We start from the raw sequence: 18395 nt of genomic DNA on the forward strand, positions 1-18395 counted from the left end.
CATGACCGCCTGCACCGACAGGCCCCACCTCCAGGATTCCCGCATGAGCACGTACGACCTCCTCGCCGGCCGCACCATCATCGTCACGGGCGCCGCCACCGGCATCGGCCAGGCCTTCGCGGTCGGCGCCGCCGCACAGGGCGCCAACGTCGTCGTGGCCGACATGAACACGGCCGACGAGACGATCGCAGCGGTGCAGGCGGTTGGCGGTCGGGCCCTGGGCGTGCGGGTCGACGTGGCCGACAACGAATCGGTGCAGGCGATGGCACGTGCCGCCGTCGAACGCTTCGGCCGCATCGACGGCCTGGTCAACAACGCGGCCTACTTCCGCGAGGTCAAGCTGACGCCTTTCGAGGACCTCGATCCGGTGCAGTGGGACCGCATCTTCGCGGTCAACGTCAAGGGCGTCTGGCAATGCTGCAAGGCGGTCATGCCGACGATGCGACAGCAGCGCAGCGGCGCCATCGTCAACATCGCCTCGGTGGTCGCGGTGGCCGGCCAGCCGGGCTACCTGCACTACGTCGCGACCAAGGGCGCGGTGCTGTCGATGACCAAGGGCCTGGCCAAGGAATGTGGCGCCCACAACGTGCGCGTCAACGTCATCGCCCCGGGCTTCGTGCTGACCGATGCGACGAAGAACCGCCCGATCGAGTGGCAGCAGAGCTTCCTGAAGGCCCGGGCGATCAGCCGCGAGCAGCGGCCGGACGACCTGGTCGGCACGGCCCTCTACCTGCTGTCGGACCTGGCCGCCTTCGTCAGCGGCCAGACCATCGTGGTCGACGGCGGCCACATCATGTATTGACCCCACGCGTTGAACAGACGCCCTGTAGAGATCGACCTGAATCGACCCCGAGGAGACAACACCGTGACCCAGCTGATCCTGCACCACTACCCGTTCTCGACCTTCTCCGAGAAGGTCCGCGCCGCGCTCGGCTACAAGGGCCTGGCCTATGGCTCGGTCGAGATCGCCGGCCTGCCGCCGCGCCCGCTGCTGAGCCCGCTGACCGGTGGCTACCGGCGCGCGCCGGTGCTGCAGGTCGGTGCGGACATCTACTGCGACACGCAGGTGATCCTGCCGGCGCTGGAGCGCCTGACGCCGACGACGCCCAGCCTCTACCCGGCCGGCAGTGAAGGTGTGGCGCAGGGCCTGGGCTTCGCGTGGGAACGGCAGATGTGGATCCCGACCATCGGCGTGCTGGTGCACCACATCGGCCAGCACATCCCGCCCGAGTTCCTGAAGGACCGCAAGGAGGGCTACCTGATGATCGACATCAGCCAGGAGGCGATGGCGCCGCAGCTGGCCCAGCACCTGTCCTTCGTGCGGGCCCAGATCGGCTGGCTGGCGCAGGCGCTGGCGAAGCGGCCCTTCCTGTTCGGCGATGCGCCCAGCGCGGCGGACCTGGCCTGCTGGCAGACGATCTTCCTGCTGCGCAAGAACTGCCCGCCGGAGGTCGACGCGCAGATTGGCATCACGCCCGATTCGCCGGTGCGCGGCTGGTACGACCGCATCGTCGGCTACGGCCACGGCCAGCCCGAGACGATGAGCGCCGAACAGGCCTTCGAGATCGCCCGCGCCGCGTCGCCGGCCGCCGTCACCCACCTCGACCCGGACGGTGACCCGGGCGGCCTGAAGGCCGGCTGCCCGGTCGTCGTCACGCCCGACGACAACGCCCGCGTGCCGGTCAGCGGCCGGCTGGTCGCGGCCAGCGCCAGCGAGCTCGTCATCCACCGCCGCGACCCGCAGGCCGGCGACCTGCACATCCATTTCCCGCGACTGGGCTTCGACGTCGTCGCGGCCTGAACACGATCCTGCCCCCGACCCTGACCCCGAGAGGAGACAAGCCATGAGCACCCAAGAGACCAACAAGCAGATCTGCCGCGACTACTTCAAGGCCTTCCTGGCCCGCGACACCGCCTGGATGGAGCGCCACATCGCCGCCGACTTCGTCCGCCACGACCCGGGCCTGCCCTTCGAGGTGCGCGGCCCGCAAGGCGTGACGCAGCTGCACGACGCGCTGCTGCCGGCCTTCCCGGACATGGAGCTGCCGCTGGAGGACTTCGTCGCCGAGGGCGAGAAGGTGCTGGTGCGCCTGCGCGTCAAGGGCACGCACACCGGCGACTTCGGTGGCATGCCCGCGTCGGGCCGCCAGATCGACATCGGCGTGCTGGACCTGTTCCAGATCCGCGACGGCGTGCTGGTCGAACACTGGGCCCTGCTCGACAACCTGGGCATGCTCAAGCAGCTCGGCGCGCTGCCGGCCTGAGGCTCACGTCGCGAGCCACCCCGCGCCTTTCCTGTCCCACGTTCGCGCCGAACCACCGGAGTCGCCCGATGCAACTGCTGGCCAACACCACCTCGCCCTTCGTGCGCATCGCGCGGGTCGCGCTGATCGAGAAGGGCCTGGCCCTCGATCCCGTCATCGTCGACCCCTGGGCCGATGACGCGCGCCTGCGTGCCGCCAACGCCGCCACCCGCGTGCCCACGCTGGTGCTGGACGACGGCAAGCCGCTGACCGAGGCCATGCTGATCGTGCAGTGGCTGGAGGCGACCCGTCCGGCGCCGGACTGGCCGAGCCTGATCGTGCCGGCGACCGGCGTCGCGGACGTGGCCGGCGTGCTGTCGCGCGCGGGCATCGCGATGGGTGCGATCGAGGCCTCGGTCATCACCATCATCACCCGCAAGGTGACGGCACCGGCGCTGTTCGACGAGACCCCCGTCGGCCTGCGCCGCCGCCGCTCGATGGTCGAGGGCATGCAGCGCCTGGAAGCCCAGGCCGGCGACTTCGCCCGCAGCGGTGCGCCGACGATCGACGTCATCACCGCCGTGACGCTGTACGACTACCAGCAGCTGCGCTACGCCGATCAGCCCTGGCTGCCGGCCACGCCAGGTCTGAAGGCGCTGGCCGAGGCCTGGCGCTCGCGCGAGTCGTTCCGCACGACGATGCCGCATGTCCCGGCCTGATCGCCTCCTGCCACGCACGGGCTGGCGCGTCGCGTCGGCGCTGTGCATCGCGCTGACCTGCGGTGCCACGACCGCCGCACCAGCCCCGAACGACTGGGTCGACGACCTGCGGCCGATCACCCCATCGGACTGGACCCGCGAACGCGCCGCGCACCTGCTGGAGCGCACCGGCTTCGGCGCCCTGCCCGACGAGATCGACCGCGCGTTCGCGGCCGGCCCGCGCGCAGCGGTGCAGGCCCTCGTGCGGCCGACCGGGCCGGAAGATCCTGCCGTGCCGGCCTTCGTGCCGTCGGGCATTCCGGACGACGGCATCGACCCCTTCCCCGAAACGCGCCCGATCGCATCGGACACCGCCAAGGCACGCGGCGAGGCGATCGGCGTGCAGGTCAAGCCGGCCGGCAACCGGCCGATCCAGCCGGTGGTCGACAAGTTCTTCTTCTGGCTGCGCGCCAGCGCGCTGGAATGCAACCGCATCGACCACTGGTGGGCCAACCGGATGCTGCTGACGCGCCGGCCGCTGGTCGAGCGCATGGCGCTGTTCTGGCACGGCCACTTCGCCACGCACGAGGACAAGGTGCGAGACCACCGCAAGATGCTGCGCCAGGTCGAGCTGTTCCAGCGCCAGGGGCTGGGCAACTTCCGCACGCTGCTGATCGCGGTCGCGCAGGACCCGGCGATGCTGGCGTTCCTCGATGCGGGCGTGAACGTCAAGGGCGCCCCGAACGAGAACTTCGCCCGCGAGATCCTGGAGATGTTCACGATGGGCGTGGGCCACTACGGCGAACGCGACATCCGCGAGGCTGCCCGCGCCTTCACCGGCTGGAACACGCGCGGCCTGCAGTTCGTCGTGAATGCCGATCAGCACGATGACGGCGTCAAGACGGTGTTCGGGCAACAGGGGCGTTACGACGGCGTGCAGGTCATCGACCTGATCCTGGCCCAGCCGCGCACGGCCGACTACGTCGCCAGCCGGCTCTACGCCCACTTCGTCCGTCAGGACCCGTCACCCGCGCTGGGCCAGCGCCTGGGCGCGGTGCTGCGCGAGAACCGCTACGAACTCGCGCCGCTGATGGAGACCATCCTGCTGTCGCGCGATTTCTACAGCGCCGCCTCGGTCGGCACGCGCATCAAGGGGCCCGTCGAACTGGTGGTGTCGACCTACCGCAAGCTCGGCCTGCGCAGCGTGCCGGGCATGCCCGACTTCAACGAGGTGACACGCGCGCTCGGCCAGCACCTGCTGCATCCGCCCACGGTGGCCGGCTGGGCCGAGGGCCGCGCCTGGATCACGCCGGGCCTGCTGATCGACCGGGGCAACTTCGTGCGCGACCTGATGTTCCCGGACTTCATGGCCGTGGCCAACGACCGCCAGCCGCTGATCACCGTCGGCCCCGAGGTGCGGGCGGTCCACGAACGCATCCGCCGCGGCCTGGACATCGGCGCGGCGACCAAGCCCGAGAGCAGCACCGCGATGGGCGAGGCGATGATGTCCGAGGCCTCGCGCAAGCTCGATCGCGAAGAGGACTTCAACACCCGCTACGGCAGCTACAAGGGCTGGCAGAAGGCGGTCGAGGTCATCACGCCGATCCCGCGCACGCTGGCCCGCATCGACCTGGCCGGGCTGGTGCGGACCTCCGGCGCGCAGACCAGCACCGAGGTGGTGGACCTGCTCGCGCAGCGCTTCTTCAGCGTTTCCGTCGACGCGGCGGACCGCGCGGCCTGGTCGGCCTTCCTGACCGAACAGTGGGGCACCGAGCGCGTCGCGCGGGCCAGCACCTACATGGAAGACGGACTGCGCACGCTGCTGCACGTGATGCTGAGCAGCCCGGATTACCAGTTGCATTGAACCCGTTGCTCAGACCCCGTTGCCAAGGCGCCCCATGACCGAACGAAACCCCGTCGACCTGCCGCTGCGCCGTGCATTGCTGGGGGCCGGGCTGGCCCTGCCCTTCGGGTCGGCCCAGGCGGCCGAACCACCGCCCGGCCGCATCCTGGTGGTGCTGGAGATGTCCGGCGGCAACGACGGCCTGAACACCGTGGTGCCCTATGCCGACGACCTCTACCACCGGCTGCGCCCGCGTCTGGCGATCCGCCCCCAGCGGGTCCTGAAGCTCGACGAGCGACACGGCCTGCATCCGGCCATGGCCGGCTTCGAGCGGCTCTACAAGGACGGCCAGCTCGCCATCGTGCACGGCTGCGGCTACGAGCAGCCCAGCTTCTCGCACTTCGCGTCGATGGCCTACTGGCACACCGCCGCGCCCAACAGCGGCGAGGAGACCGGCTGGATCGGCCGCCTGGCCGACGCGCTGCGGCCGGACGGCGCGCCCGGCTACGTCGTCAACATCGGCTCGTCGCAGTCGCTCGCGGTGCGCAGCCGCCGTCAGGTGCCGCTGGTGTTCGATGACCCGGAGCGTTTCGCGCGGCAGGTGCCGTTCGAGTCGCGCGAGGTGATCGACCGGGGCACGCCCGTCCCTGCCGGCGAGGTCAACGCCTCACGCCGCTACCTGCACGACATCGCGGCCAGCGCACGTGCCTCGTCGACGCTGGTGCGCGAGGCCTGCGCGAACTACCGCACGCCGGTCGACTACGGCCTGGTGCCGCTGGACCTGCCGAAGGTCGCCGCGCTGATCGCGGCCGGCTCGTCGACGCGGCTGTATTACGTCGCCTACCGCAACAACGCCTTCGACACGCATGTGCAGCAGCTCGATCCGCACCAGCGCCTGCTGACCTATGTCTCCGACGCGGTGACCGGCTTCCTGCGCGACATGGCCCGCATCGGCCGGGCCGACGATGTCGTGCTGATGGCCTTCTCGGAGTTCGGCCGCCGCGCCACCGAGAACGCCAACCTGGGCACCGACCACGGCACCGCCGGGCCGATGTTCATCGCCGGCAAGCCGGTGCGCGGCGGGCAATACGGCGAGCCGCCCGACCTGGCGCGCCGCACGGCCGACGACAACCTCGTCCACACGACCGATTTCCGGCGCGTCTACGCCACCGTGGCGCAAGGCTGGCTGGGCCTGCCCGACACCGGCGCGGTGCTGCGCGGGCGTTTCGAGCCGCTGCCGGTCTTCAGCTGAGGGCGGAGCCGCAGCCTTCCAGGTGCGACACCAGCACGTCCAGCGGCGACTGCGGCACCGGCTCGGCGCGGGTCACCAGCTGCATGCGCCGCTGCGCCCAGGCGTCACGCAGCGGCAGCACCTGCAGCTGCATCGCCTGCGCGAAGCTGCGCGCGGCGGCCAGCGGCAGGATGCCGATGCCCAAGCCGGCCTCGACCGCGCGGCAGACCGCCTCGAAGCTGCGCACCTGCACGCGCAGCGCCATCGGCCGGACCTGCTGAGACGCCTGCGCGGTCAGCAGCCGCGTCAGCGTGCTGCCGCCTTCGAGGCCGACGAGATCGCGCTCCAGCAGGTCGACGAAGTCGATCGACTCTGCGCCGCTGAGCGGGTCGTCCAGCCGCATCACGGCGGCCAGGTGATCCTGCCGGTAGGGACGGCTGTGCAGGCCCTGCAGGTCGCAACCCTCGACCACCACGCCGAGTTCGGCCTCGCCGCTGCGCACGCGCCGCACCGCCTCGTCGCTCCAGCATTCCTCCAGCACGATGCGCACGTCCTGGTGTCGACTCTGGAAGCCCGCCACGTCGCCGGGCAGGAACTGCGTCATCGCCGAGGTGTTGCCATGCACGCGCAGCACGGTGTGGCGGCCGGCGGCGTAGTTGGCCATCTCCGCGCGCATCTGCTGCATGCTGGCGATGACCTCGCGCGCCAGCCGGAACAGGTGCTCGCCGGCAGGGGTCAGCTGCAGGCCGCGTGAATGGCGCTCGAACAGCGTCGCCTTGAACTGGTGTTCCAGCAGCGACAGCCGCCGGCTCGCGGCCGGCACGGTGATGTGGCAGGCCTCGGCGGCCCGCGTCAGGTTGCGGAGTTCCGCAGCCTGCACGAAGAGCGCGAGCGAATCGATGTCGGGCAGCATGCTTCGGATTCTCGCGCCGCTGTCGGGAGGAAGGTGGGGTCAAGACGGCGCGACGGATTGCGTGCCGCGCAAGTCGCCGTTGCCGGTTTTCCAATTCAACCGGAAGGCCCCAGTGCCTACAGTGGCCCGCATCGATCCCATCCCCAGGAGACCCCATGAAGCAGATGCACATCGACGGACGCTGGCTGAGCGCCTGCGACGGCCGCACGATCCCCGTCGTCTCGCCGGCCGACGGCGAGGCCTACGACCAGATCCCGCGCGGCGGCGCCCATGAGGTCGACCTGGCCGTGGCGGCGGCGCGCGCGTCGCTGCAGGGCCCCTGGGGTCGCCTGAACGCGACCGAGCGGGGCCGCATCCTCGTGAAGGTCGGCGAGGCCGTGCTGGCGCACGAGGAAGAGCTGGCGCAGATCGAGGCGCGCGACACCGGCAAGCCGATGACGACGGCCCGCAACGACATCCGCGTGCTGGCGCGCTACTTCGAGTTCTACGGCACCGCCGCCGACAAGGTCCACGGCGAGACCATCCCCTTCCTGGCCGGCCACCAGGTCAGCCTGGTGCGCGAGCCGCTGGGCGTCACCGCCCACATCATTCCGTGGAACTACCCGGCGCAGATGCTCGGCCGCACCGTCGCCCCGGCGCTGGCGATGGGCAACGGCGTGGTGCTCAAGCCGGCCGAGGACACCAGCCTGTCGGCCCTGCGCTTCGCCGAGATCGCCAGCGCCGCCGGCCTGCCTGCCGGCGCGCTGAACATCGTCACCGGCCTGGGCGAGGAAGCCGGCGCCGCGCTGGCCGCGCATCCGGGCATCGACTTCATCAGCTTCACCGGCAGCAACGAGGTCGGCACGCTGGTGCAGCAGGCCGCCGCGAAGAACGCGGTCAAGTGCGTGCTCGAACTCGGCGGCAAGAGCCCGCAGATCGTGTTCGACGACGTCGACATGGCCCGCGCCGTGCCGATCATCGTGCGGGCCATCATCCAGAACGCCGGCCAGACCTGCACGGCCGGCAGCCGGCTGCTGGTGCAACGCTCGATCGTCGACCGCTTCGTCGCGCAGGTCGCCGAGGCGTTCGCCAAGGTCCGCGTCGGCACCCCGGCAATGGACCTGGATTGCGGCCCGGTGATGAACCCGGCCCAGCAGCGCCGGGTCCAGCGCTACATCGACCAGGCCCGCGCCGACGGCATCCCCGTGCTGGCCGAAGGCACGATCGCCGACGGCGCGCCGGCCACCGGCCACTACGTCCGCCCGACGCTGTTCGGCCCGGTGCCGCGCGACCACGCGCTGGCGCGCGAGGAAGTCTTCGGCCCGGTGCTGGCCGTGCTGCCCTTCGACGACGAGGCCGATGCCATCGCGCTGGCCAACGGCACCGACTACGGCCTGCTGGCCGCCGTCTGGACCGAGAACGCCGGCCGCCTGCACCGCGTCGCCAAGGCGGTCAAGGCCGGCCAGGTCTTCATGAACTGCTACGGCGCCGGTGGTGGTGTCGAGTTGCCCTTCGGTGGCACCAAGCGCAGCGGCCACGGCCGCGAGAAGGGCCTGCTGGCCCTGGAAGAGGTCAGCACGACGAAGACCCTGGTGCACTGGCACGGTTGAGGTTGGCCCGGTCCACGCTTGCCCGGTCCATCAGTCGCCGGGCGCGCAGCAGCACCGGCGCATCGACCATGCGGCCGTCGACCGCGACGGCCGCGCCGCCACTGCCCGCCGCAGCGGCCAGCACGCGGCGGGCCCAGTCGAGTTCGGCGTCGCTCGGCGAGAAGCCGCGGTTGACCGCCTCGACCTGCTTCGGGTGGATGCACAGCTTCGCCCCGAAGCCCAGCCGCCGCGCCCGCGCCGTGGCCCGCGCCAGCGCCACGCCGTCATCCAGCGCGGTGCTGACGCCGTCGACCGGCGCCGCCAGCCCGGCCAGCCGCGAGGCCAGCACGAGGCCCGAGCGGAAGAACAGCAGCGCGTCGCCGCCGGCCACCTCGTCACCTGCGCCGCCCTCGTCGTCCCCGGCCGCGCCGTGCCCGGCCTCGATCCCCAGGTCGACCTGGAAATCGATCGAGCCGAACAGCAGCCGGCCGACGCCCGGCGCGCGCGCCACGTCCCGCACCGCCTCGTAGCCGGCCGCCGTCTCGATCAGCGGCAACACCGCCTGCCCGGGCAACGAGGCGATGACCGCCGCGACATCGTCGGCCGTCTCGGCCTTGGGCAACACGACACCCCGCACCGCAGGATGGGCGCAGACCCGCAGGTCATCGCCAAAGTCGACCGATGAACGCGCGTTGATCCGCACCAGCACCGGCACCGGCGCGGCCGAAGCGCCTTGCAGCCAGCCGGCCAGCCGATCGCGCGCCAACGCCTTGTCCTGTGGCGCGACGGCGTCCTCCAGGTCGACGATGACGGCATCGGCGCCGGAACTCAGGGCCTTGCCGATGCGCTCGGGGCGGTCGGCGGGAACGAACAGGTAGGAACGTGGGCTCATGACGGGGTCCGGAAGTGGCACTTCCGAGCATCGCAGCCAGACCGACCGGGCGCCATTGCCGGCTGGGCAAGGTCGTCTTGATGCGCGATCAACGCATCGCCGCGCATCAGCGTTTCGCCCGTTCTTCTTCCCGCAGCCTCAGCACCCGCCGCTGGACCTTGCCGGTGGTCGTCATCGGCAGGGCGTCGATGAACTCGATCTCCTTGGGGTACTCGTAGGGCGCGAGCCGGCCACGCACGTGCGCCTGCAGGTCGGCGATCAGGGCGTCGTCGGCGACATGGCCGGGGGCCACGACGACATAGGCCTTGACCACCGCGCCGCGCTCGGCGTCGGGCTTCGGGACCACCGCCGCGTTGGCGACGGCCGGGTGGCGCACGAGGCAGTTCTCGACCTCGCTGGGACCGATCCGGTAGCCGGCGGCCTTGAAGACATCGTCGCTGCGGCCGTGATACCAGAGGTAGCCGTCGTCATCCATGACCGCCGTGTCGCCGGTCCGGCACCAGCTGTCGGACGGGTCGCCAGTGAACTTGGCGCGGGTCGCGTCGTCGCGTTTCCAGTAGCCCAGGAAGAACACCGGATCGGGCTGGCCGTGGATGTCCAGCCGGTGCAGCGCGACGTCGCCGGGCCTGCCGCGCGGGCACTCGCGGCCGTCGTCGTCGATCACCGCGACACGGTGCCCCGGGTAGGCGCGGCCCATGCTGCCCGCGCGCGCTGGCCAGCCCGGGTGCAGGCGGCCGTCGACGCCCTGGAAGGCGCCGCAGTTGCCGACGATGTAGTTGATCTCGGTCTGGCCGAACATCTCGTTGACGCGCACGCCCAGCGCCTGTTCGCACCACTGGAACACCGCGTCGCCGACGGCCTCGCCGGCACTCATCACCGCACGCAGGCGCAGGTCGTAGACCTCGCGTGGCCGAGGCACCGCCTTCATCATGGCCTTCAGCGCGGTCGGGAACAGGAAGGTGTTGGTGATGCCGTGGCGCTGCATCAGCTCGAACGCACGTTCGGGCGTGAAGCGCGCGCGCAGGCCGACGATCGGCACGCCCAGGTACAGGCAGGGCAGCAGCGCGTCCATCAGGCCGCCGGTCCAGGCCCAGTCGGCCGGGCTCCAGAACACGTCGCCGGGCTGCGGGCAGGCGTTCTGGCTGCAGACAAAACCGGTCAGGTTGCCGATCAGCGCGCGGTGCGGGATCAGCGCCCCCTTGGGCGGGCCGGTGGTGCCGCTGGTGTAGATCAGCACGGCGGCCTCGTCGGCAGCGGTCGCCAACGCGGTCTCGATCGGCGCGCGGTGCGCCAGCAGGTCGGACCAGTGCGCATCGGCTCGCCCCGGCACCTCGCCCACCGCCACCAGCGTGGTCAGCAGCGGGGCCTCGGCACGGGCCTGTTCGAGCGCCGCCCAGGCCGAGTCGTCGGCGATGGCGATGCGGGCTTCGCTGTCGACCAGCCGGTAGGCCAGCGCCTCCGGGCCGAACAGCATCGACAGCGGCATCGCGACGGCGCCGATCGCGTAGATCGCCAGGTGCGCGACGGCGGTCTCGGGCCGCTGCGGCATGACGATGGCGACGCGGTCACCGCGTGCCACGCCCCGGTCGCGCAGGCTGGCGGCCAGCGCGCCGGCCTGGCGCCACAGCTCGGCGCAGGTCAGGCGGCCGGCGGGGCCGTCGACCGGGCCGTCGGCGTCCTCGGCCAGGATGGCGACCCGCTCAGGTGTCACGCGGGCCCAGCGTTCACCGCAGGCCTGGGCGATGTTGCAGATCGGCGGCACATGCCAGCGGAAGTCGCCGTGCAGGGCGGCGTGGTGGTCAACGGATCGGCGCATGGCCGCCAGCATAAGGCGGGCGCGCGGGCAGAATCGGCGCCCCATGCCGATGTTCCGACACCCCGAACCCGTCGACGCCGCCGCGATCGACGCCTGTGCCGAGCGCCTGTGCGAACAGGGCCACGTGCGTCTGACCCCTGCCGCGCTGGCCGCCCTGGCCGGCGTTCCGGCCGACACGCTGACCGCGCTCTCGCTGCACTGGCACGACCTGCCGCCCGATGCCCACCTGAAGGACGGCGGCCGCTACCGCCGCCGCCGCCACGGCAGCTACGTGCAGGACACCGCACGCGGCACGCTGGCCGCCGTACCCCACCGTGCGCACTGGCAGCCGACCACCTACAACGCGCTGCACGGCGGCATGCTGCGCTGGTTCGAGCCGCTGCAGCCCGAACTGGCCACGTCGCCCGCCTTCCTGGCCGTGACCCGGCGGCTGGGCGAGGTCTTCGCCGAAGCCGCCCGCGCCCTGCCCCCGGTGGCTGGCGAGCCGGTGTTCGACGGCACCTGGTCGATCGAGGCCCACGCCTTCCGCATCGACACCACCGGCGGCGTCGGCCGGCCGACCCCTGAAGGCGCACACCGCGACGGCGTCGCCTTCGTGGCGGTGCTGCTGGTCGACCGCCACGGCGTGATCGGCGGCGAGACCCGCGTGTTCGAGGCCGACGGCCCGCGTGGCGTGCGCTTCACGCTCGACCAGCCCTGGAGCGCCCTGCTGCTCGACGACGCCCGGGTGATCCACGAATCGACCCCGATCCAGCCGGCCGAACCCGGCGGCTGGCGCGACACCCTCGTGCTGACCTACCGCGCCGGCGGTTTCCAGGACCCGCCCGCGCCATGACGATGAGCTACACGCCCCGCCGCCCCGCGACCTCCGACCGCATCGGCCTGCGCGGCCGGCCCGACGCCCCGCTGCTGGACCTGCACGTGCTGCGCTGGGGCGCGCCGGCGGTCGACGACTCGCAACCGGCCTTGCCGCCGATCCTGCTGCTGCACGGCTGGATGGACGTCGGCGCCTCGTTCCAGTTCCTGGTCGACGCGCTGGACGACGGCTTCCTGCAAGGCCGCACGCTGATCGCGCTGGACTGGCGCGGCTTCGGCGAGACCCGCGTCGCCGAGACCGACAGCTACTGGTTCCCGGACTACCTCGCCGACCTCGACGCGCTGATCGACGCCGTCAGCCCCGACGCGCCGGTCGACCTGATCGGCCACAGCATGGGCGCCAACGTGACGATGTTCTATGCCGGCGTGCGCCCGCAGCGGGTGCGCCGGGCCGTCAACCTGGAAGGCTTCGGCATGCCGCCGACCAAGGCTGTGCAGGCCCCGGAACGCTACGCCCGCTGGCTCGACGAACTGCGTTCGCCCGCCACGCTGCGCCCCTACGACGACCTGTCCGGCGTGGCCCGCCGCCTGCGCGCCAACAACCCGCGCCTGGCCCCTGAACGGGCGCTGTGGCTGGCGGCGCAATGGTCCCGCCCGACCGACGACGGCCGCCGCGCGCTGCGGGCCGATCCGGCCCACAAGCACGTCAACCCGATGCTGGCCCGTCAGGAGGAAATGGAAGCCTGCTGGCGCCGCATCGCCGCCCCGGTGCTGTGGATCGAGGCGGCGCAGACGGAGGTCTTCGGCTTCTGGCAAATGCCGATGCCCGCCGTGCGCGCCGAGGTCGACCAGCGCATCACCTGGGTCCGCGACATCCGCACCCACGTGATCGACGGCTGCGGCCACATGCTCCACCACGACCAGCCCGACGCGCTGGCCGCGCTGATCCAGCCGTTCCTGGCGGGTTGAGGTCAGGGGCGACGCATACCGGCGCATGAATATGTGGCCTGATTAGCGCCGAGCACCGCGAAATACCCGTGTTCGCCAGCTTGAGCCCGAATGGTCAAGGCTGTGAGCACAGATCCGCGCTCACGTCGGTTCCTGGTCTGGAAGGAGAGTCATGCCCATCACGACCCGTTCACGTCCTGGCCGCTCCCATCGGGCGAGTGGGCAGCCATCGGCCATGTTGGCGACCACCCGGGCAAGCACCCTGTTGCGCGCCTCCTGTGTGGCTTCGGCACTCCTGTTGCCGTGTCAAACATTTGCCGCCGACGTGGACGGCAAGTACGTTCTGAGAAATGACCATCGACTCCACGAACTTCTGATCTTCAATCGTTCAGACGAAGGGTTCGATTTCGAACTGACCACCAGCTGGTACCCGGCCAAGAACTCGACGCCGACCAGTGGCTACTTCTCCGGGAAGGCGGTCATCAAGCGGGGAATTGGTCTTGCAAAGGATGCATCGAATGCCGGATGTGATCTGGTCTTCAATATCCAGAGAAAACCGAGCATCGAGGTGATCAGTTTTGGCGAGTGTTTCCATGGACACAATGCCTACCCCGATGAGGTTTATCAACTGGAGCGCAGCGAACCCAGGTAAGGCGGTGGTGTGGAGGGCGGCGTCGCCGGTTCCGTGACCCTGGCCCGCTCTCCACGCTCGCCCATCGCCCTCGTCGGCCCGTCGATGGCCCGTCGACGGCCGCCGGCCCTGACACGGGGCCCGAGCGGTCGGCGCCGGCCAACCCCAAGCGTCATGCGAAAATCGCGGGCTTGGTTCCCTGCGGGGAAGCCGCACCCGATTCCCGAAGAAGCACCGTCGAAGGACACCGTCCCATGGACATCGAACAGATCAACGCCATCGGCACCGCCCTGGCCGACCTCAGCGAGCGCACCAATGCGCTAAGGGGGTATCTTTGACTACGAGCGCAAGTCGCTGCAGCTCGCCGAGGTGAACGCCGCGCTCGAGAACCCGAGCGTCTGGAACGACCCGAAACGCGCCCAGGAGCTGGGCAAGGAAAAGAAGACGCTTGAGGACGTGGTCATGACCATCGACCACCTCACGCGCAACCTGGCCGACAACGCCGAGCTCTACGAGATGAGCAAGGAAGAAGGCGACATCGACGGCCTGGGCGCCATCGAGGCCGAGGTCGCCGGGCTGCGTGAGCTGATCGAGAAGCTCGAGTTCCGCCGCATGTTCAGCAACCCGGCCGACCCGAGCAACTGCTTCATCGACATCCAGGCCGGCGCCGGTGGCACCGAGGCTTGCGACTGGGCCAGCATGCTGCTGCGCCAGTACCTGAAGTACTGCGAGCGCAAGGGCTTCAAGGCCACGGTCGAGGACCAGACCGAAGGCGACACGGCCGGCATCAAGAGCGCGACGATCAAGGTCGAGGGCGACTACGCCTTCGGTCACCTGCGCAGCGAGACCGGCGTGCACCGGCTGGTGCGCAAGAGCCCGTTCGACAGCTCGGGCGGCCGCCACACCAGCTTCGCGTCGCTGTTCGTCTACCCCGAGATCGACGACTCGATCGAGATCGAGATCAACCCGGCCGACGTGCGCACCGACACCTTCCGGGCCTCCGGCGCGGGCGGTCAGCACATCAACAAGACCGACTCGGCGGTGCGCCTGACGCACATCCCGACCGGCATCGTCGTGCAATGCCAGGACGGCCGCAGCCAGCACAGCAACCGCGACGTCGCCTGGAAGCGCCTGCGCTCGCGCCTGTACGACTTCGAGATGCGCAAGCGCCAGGAAGCGCAGCAGAAGCTAGAGGACACCAAGACCGACGTCGGCTGGGGCCACCAGATCCGCAGCTACGTGCTGGACCAGAGCCGCATCAAGGACCTGCGCACCAACCACGAGACCTCGGCGACGCAGAAGGTGCTGGACGGTGACCTGGACGCCTTCATCGCAGCCAGCCTGAAGTCGGGCCTGTGATGAGCGCCGGCCGCCACGAGCTGAAGGCCGTGCTGTTCGACATGGACGGCACGCTGATCGACAGCATGCCGCTGCACGAACGGTCGTGGGAGATCTGGCATGCCGAGCTGGAACTGCCCTTCGACGACCCGGACGGCTTCTTCCTGGCGACCGCCGGGCGGACCCAGCACGAGATCCTGCGTGACCACTGGCCCGACTGGGACGCCGAACGGCGGCTGGTGCTGGCCGAGCGCAAGGAAGCGCTCTACCGCGAGATCGCCGCGCGCGAGCTGCAGCTGATCGCCGGTGCGGCCGAGGTCTGCGCCCATGCCCGCGAACGGGGCCTGAAGGTGGCGCTCTGCACGGCGGCACCGCGCGAGAACATCGCGGTGACCTTCCAGCGCTTCGGGCTCGACACGATGATCGACACGATCACCAGCCCGTCGGAGCCGAAGTTCGGTGGCGCGCCCGGCGAGACGCTGCGCGGCAAGCCGCATCCGGACATCTTTGCCGAGGCGGCCCGCCGCTTCGGCCTGGCGCCCGAGAACTGCCTCGTGTTCGAGGACGCGCCGCTCGGCATCGAGGCCGCCCGCCGCGCCGGCATGGCCGCCGTCGCGCTGACCACCACGCTGCCGGCCAGTGCCTTTGCCGGCTACCCGAACGTGATCGACACGATCGCCGACTACACCGGCTACGAGCTGCCCCGGCACCTGCCGGCCGTGGCGTCGACCTGAACCCCCGAACAGAAAGAGACTCCCCATGCGTGAAGGCACGACCCCGCTGGTGCGGCGCGAGGACTACACCGCCCCGTCGCACTGGATCCGCAGCGTCGACCTGAGCTTCGACCTCGATCCCGCCAAGACCCTGGTCATCAGCCGCATGCAGGTCGAGCCCAACGCCGACCGGCCGGGCGAGCCGCTGCGGCTGGACGGCGAGGACATCGTGCTGACGCGCGTGCTGGTCAATGGCGAGTCGGTCTCGTTCCGCAACGAGGGCGACCAGCTGGTGCTGGAGAACCTGCCGGCCGAGCCGTTCGCGCTGGAGATCCGCAACACCTGCGCGCCCGAGAAGAACCTGGAGCTGTCGGGCCTGTACACCTCCGGCGGCAGTTTCTTCACGCAATGTGAGGCGCAGGGCTTCCGCCGCATCACGTATTTCCTCGACCGCCCGGACGTGATGGCGATGTTCCGTGTCACGCTGCGCGCCGATGCCCGCGCCTACCCGGTGCTGCTGTCCAACGGCAACCTGGTCGAGCAGGGCAGCCTGCCGCAGGGCCGCCATTTCGCGACCTGGGTCGACCCGCATCCGAAGCCGTCCTACCTGTTCGCACTGGTGGCCGGTGACCTCGTCTGCCGCGAGCAGCGCGTGCGCAGCCGCTCCGGCCGCGACCACCTGCTGCAGGTCTACGTGCGCGCCGGTGACCTCGACAAGACCGAACACGCGATGAACTCGCTGATCGCGTCGGTCGTGTGGGACGAGGCCCGCTTCGGCCTGAGCCTCGACCTGGAGCGTTTCATGATCGTCGCCGTCAGCGACTTCAACATGGGCGCGATGGAGAACAAGGGCCTGAACATCTTCAACACGAAGTTCGTTCTGGCCAACCCGGCCACCGCCACCGATGTCGACTACGGGAACATCGAGGCCGTCGTCGGCCACGAGTACTTCCACAACTGGACCGGCAACCGCGTGACCTGCCGCGACTGGTTCCAGCTCAGCCTGAAGGAAGGCCTGACGGTCTACCGCGACCAGCAGTTCAGCCAGGACATGGCCGGCGAGGCCTCGGCCCGCGCCGTCAAGCGCATCGAGGACGTGCGCCAGCTGCGCCAGATGCAGTTCCCCGAGGACGCCGGCCCGATGGCCCATCCGGTGCGCCCGGAGCAGTACCAGGCGATCGACAACTTCTACACCACCACCGTCTACGAGAAGGGTGCCGAAGTCGTCCGCATGATGGCCACGCTGGTCGGCGAGGCCGGCTTCCGCGCCGGTATGGACCTGTACTTCCAGCGCCACGACGGCCAGGCCGTCACCTGCGACGACTACGCCCAGGCCATCGCCGATGCCAACCCGGGCAGCCCGCTGGCCACGCGTCTGGACATCTTCAAGCGCTGGTACGCCCAGGCCGGCACGCCGCGTGTCAGCGCCCGGGGCGTCTACAGCGCCGAACACGGCAGCTACACGCTGACGCTCAGCCAGCACACGCCGGCCACGCCGGGCCAGCCGGTCAAGGCGCCGTTCGTGATCCCCGTCGCGATGGGCCTGCTGGACTCCGATGGCCGCCCGCTGCTGCTGCAGCTGCAGGGCGAGGACGGCTACGGCGGCACCGACCGCGTGCTGGTGCTCGACCAGGCCAGCCAGACCTTCGTGTTCACCGGCCTGTACGGCCTGACCGGCTCGCCGGTGCCGTCGCTGCTGCGCGGTTTCTCGGCCCCGGTGATCCTCGAATGGGACGCCGACGAGGCGGCGCTGTTCACCCAGCTGCGCCACGACACCGACCCGTTCAACCGCTGGGAAGCGGCGCAGCGCCTGGCCGTCCAGCGCCTGCTGTCGGCGGTCCGCTCGGGCCAGCCGCTGCAGCTCGACGCCGCCTGGCTCGACGCCCAGCGCGCGGTGCTGCGCGATGCATCGCTCGACGCCGCCTTCAAGGACCTCGTGCTGACCCCGCCGAGCGCCGGCTACCTGGCCGAGCAGCTGGCAGCAGAAGGCGTGCCAGTCGACCCGCCGCGCATCCACGCGGCCCGCGAGGCCCTGCGCACGCAGCTGGCCCAGGCGCTGCACGACGACTGGGTCTGGGCCTTCGAGACCCACCACGACAACGGCGCCTACAGCCCCGATCCGCTGTCGACCGGCCGCCGCGCACTGGCCAACCTGGCGCTGTCGCACCTGGTGCTGGACGCCCAGCGCAGCGGCGACACCGTCTGGCCGGGCAAGGCCTTCCAGCGCGTCAAGGACGCCGGCAACTTCACCGACCGACAGGGCGCGCTGATCGCGCTGCTGCACGCCCACCACGAGCTGGCCGAGCCGGCGCTGGCGCGGGTCCATGCGCAATTCAAGGGCGAGGCGCTGGTGATCGACCGCTGGTTCGCGCTGCAGGCCGGCACGCCCGAGCGAGACGGCCGCGTCTTCGCCCGCATCAAGGCGCTGGCGCTGCACCCGGACTACTCGCTGCGCAACCCGAACCGCGCCCGCAGCCTGCTGGCCACGCTGTTCGTCATGAACCCGTCGGCGCTGCACCGCGAGGACGCCGCCGGCTACGTCTTCTGGGCCGACAAGGTCGTCGAGGTCGACGCCTTCAACCCGCAGCTGGCCGCCCGCCTGGCGCGTGGCCTGGACCGCTGGCGCACGCTGGCCGAGCCCTACCGCAGCGCGGCGCAGGAAGCGCTGGTGCGCGTCTCCGGCCGCGCCGATCTTTCTCCGGACACGCGTGAAATCGTGACACGCGCACTGCAAGACTGAAGTCA

Annotated in this window: 16 protein-coding genes; 13 read left to right on the forward strand and 3 right to left on the reverse strand. The window is 70.7% G+C overall.

What is annotated here, in order from left to right; genetic code table 11:
• Nucleotides 1-43: 43 nt before the first annotated feature.
• From ACWA7K_RS08500 to ACWA7K_RS08525, 6 genes are all read left to right on the forward strand, one after another.
• The gene (locus ACWA7K_RS08500) at nt 44-802 is read left to right on the forward strand and encodes an SDR family NAD(P)-dependent oxidoreductase (RefSeq protein ID WP_456167528.1); all 759 of its coding nucleotides are present in this window, start codon (nt 44-46) and stop codon (nt 800-802) included.
• Nucleotides 803-865: 63 nt separating this feature from the next.
• Nucleotides 866-1801: a glutathione S-transferase family protein gene (locus tag ACWA7K_RS08505; protein WP_456167530.1), complete on the forward strand. Its 936-nt coding sequence runs from the start codon at nt 866-868 to the stop codon at nt 1799-1801.
• 43 nt (nt 1802-1844) lie between these two features.
• Nucleotides 1845-2264, forward strand: a complete 420-nt coding sequence (locus ACWA7K_RS08510; protein WP_456167532.1) for an ester cyclase — start codon at nt 1845-1847, stop codon at nt 2262-2264.
• A 68-nt stretch (nt 2265-2332) separates the two neighbouring features.
• Nucleotides 2333-2962, forward strand: a complete 630-nt coding sequence (locus ACWA7K_RS08515) for a glutathione S-transferase family protein (protein WP_456167534.1) — start codon at nt 2333-2335, stop codon at nt 2960-2962.
• Nucleotides 2949-4805, forward strand: coding sequence for a DUF1800 domain-containing protein (locus tag ACWA7K_RS08520; RefSeq protein WP_456167536.1), 1857 nt, complete (start codon nt 2949-2951; stop codon nt 4803-4805). The genes ACWA7K_RS08515 and ACWA7K_RS08520 overlap by 14 nt, the downstream gene beginning before the upstream one ends.
• A gap of 34 nt (nt 4806-4839) precedes the next feature.
• Nucleotides 4840-6036: a DUF1501 domain-containing protein gene (locus ACWA7K_RS08525; RefSeq protein ID WP_456167538.1), complete on the forward strand. Its 1197-nt coding sequence runs from the start codon at nt 4840-4842 to the stop codon at nt 6034-6036.
• Here the strand turns inward: ACWA7K_RS08525 and ACWA7K_RS08530 are convergent.
• On the reverse strand, nt 6029-6928 hold the full coding sequence (locus tag ACWA7K_RS08530; protein ID WP_456167540.1) for a LysR family transcriptional regulator: 900 nt from the start codon (nt 6926-6928) through the stop codon (nt 6029-6031). The genes ACWA7K_RS08525 and ACWA7K_RS08530 overlap by 8 nt on opposite strands.
• Before the next feature lie 155 nt (nt 6929-7083).
• On the opposite strand from ACWA7K_RS08530, the gene ACWA7K_RS08535 reads away from it, so the two are divergent.
• Nucleotides 7084-8517, forward strand: coding sequence for an aldehyde dehydrogenase family protein (locus ACWA7K_RS08535; protein WP_456167542.1), 1434 nt, complete (start codon nt 7084-7086; stop codon nt 8515-8517).
• Here ACWA7K_RS08535 and ACWA7K_RS08540 read toward each other — a convergent pair.
• Together ACWA7K_RS08540 and ACWA7K_RS08545 are read right to left on the reverse strand one after the other, a co-directional pair.
• On the reverse strand, nt 8480-9388 hold the full coding sequence (locus tag ACWA7K_RS08540) for an HpcH/HpaI aldolase/citrate lyase family protein (RefSeq protein WP_456167544.1): 909 nt from the start codon (nt 9386-9388) through the stop codon (nt 8480-8482). The two genes, ACWA7K_RS08535 and ACWA7K_RS08540, sit on opposite strands and share 38 nt — an antisense overlap.
• Before the next feature lie 106 nt (nt 9389-9494).
• Nucleotides 9495-11204 (reverse strand): acyl-CoA synthetase, encoded by a 1710-nt coding sequence (locus tag ACWA7K_RS08545; RefSeq protein WP_456167546.1) that lies wholly within the window; start codon nt 11202-11204, stop codon nt 9495-9497.
• A gap of 49 nt (nt 11205-11253) precedes the next feature.
• Here ACWA7K_RS08545 and ACWA7K_RS08550 point away from each other — a divergent pair, with 49 nt between their 5' ends.
• The 6 genes from ACWA7K_RS08550 (at nt 11254) to pepN (ending at nt 18390) form a co-directional block, all read left to right on the forward strand.
• Nucleotides 11254-12039 (forward strand): 2OG-Fe dioxygenase family protein, encoded by a 786-nt coding sequence (locus tag ACWA7K_RS08550; protein WP_456168742.1) that lies wholly within the window; start codon nt 11254-11256, stop codon nt 12037-12039.
• Nucleotides 12036-12989, forward strand: coding sequence for an alpha/beta fold hydrolase (locus tag ACWA7K_RS08555; protein WP_456167548.1), 954 nt, complete (start codon nt 12036-12038; stop codon nt 12987-12989). Before ACWA7K_RS08550 ends, ACWA7K_RS08555 begins: the two co-directional genes overlap by 4 nt.
• Nucleotides 12990-13140: 151 nt before the next feature.
• The gene (locus ACWA7K_RS08560) at nt 13141-13620 is read left to right on the forward strand and encodes a hypothetical protein (RefSeq protein ID WP_456167550.1); all 480 of its coding nucleotides are present in this window, start codon (nt 13141-13143) and stop codon (nt 13618-13620) included.
• A 233-nt stretch (nt 13621-13853) separates the two neighbouring features.
• A protein-coding gene (gene prfB / locus ACWA7K_RS08565) for a peptide chain release factor 2 (RefSeq protein WP_456167552.1) occupies nt 13854-14958 on the forward strand; the annotation gives its coding sequence in 2 pieces (ribosomal slippage) (nt 13854-13934 and nt 13936-14958; 1104 coding nt in all).
• Nucleotides 14958-15671, forward strand: coding sequence for an HAD family hydrolase (locus ACWA7K_RS08570; protein ID WP_456167554.1), 714 nt, complete (start codon nt 14958-14960; stop codon nt 15669-15671). Before prfB ends, ACWA7K_RS08570 begins: the two co-directional genes overlap by 1 nt.
• A 25-nt stretch (nt 15672-15696) precedes the next feature.
• A complete protein-coding gene (pepN, locus tag ACWA7K_RS08575; protein ID WP_456167556.1) occupies nt 15697-18390 on the forward strand; it encodes an aminopeptidase N in 2694 nt (897 codons plus the stop codon).
• Nucleotides 18391-18395: the final 5 nt, after the last annotated feature.

Source organism: Leptothrix mechoopdaensis (SeqCode) (genome assembly GCF_053893855.1).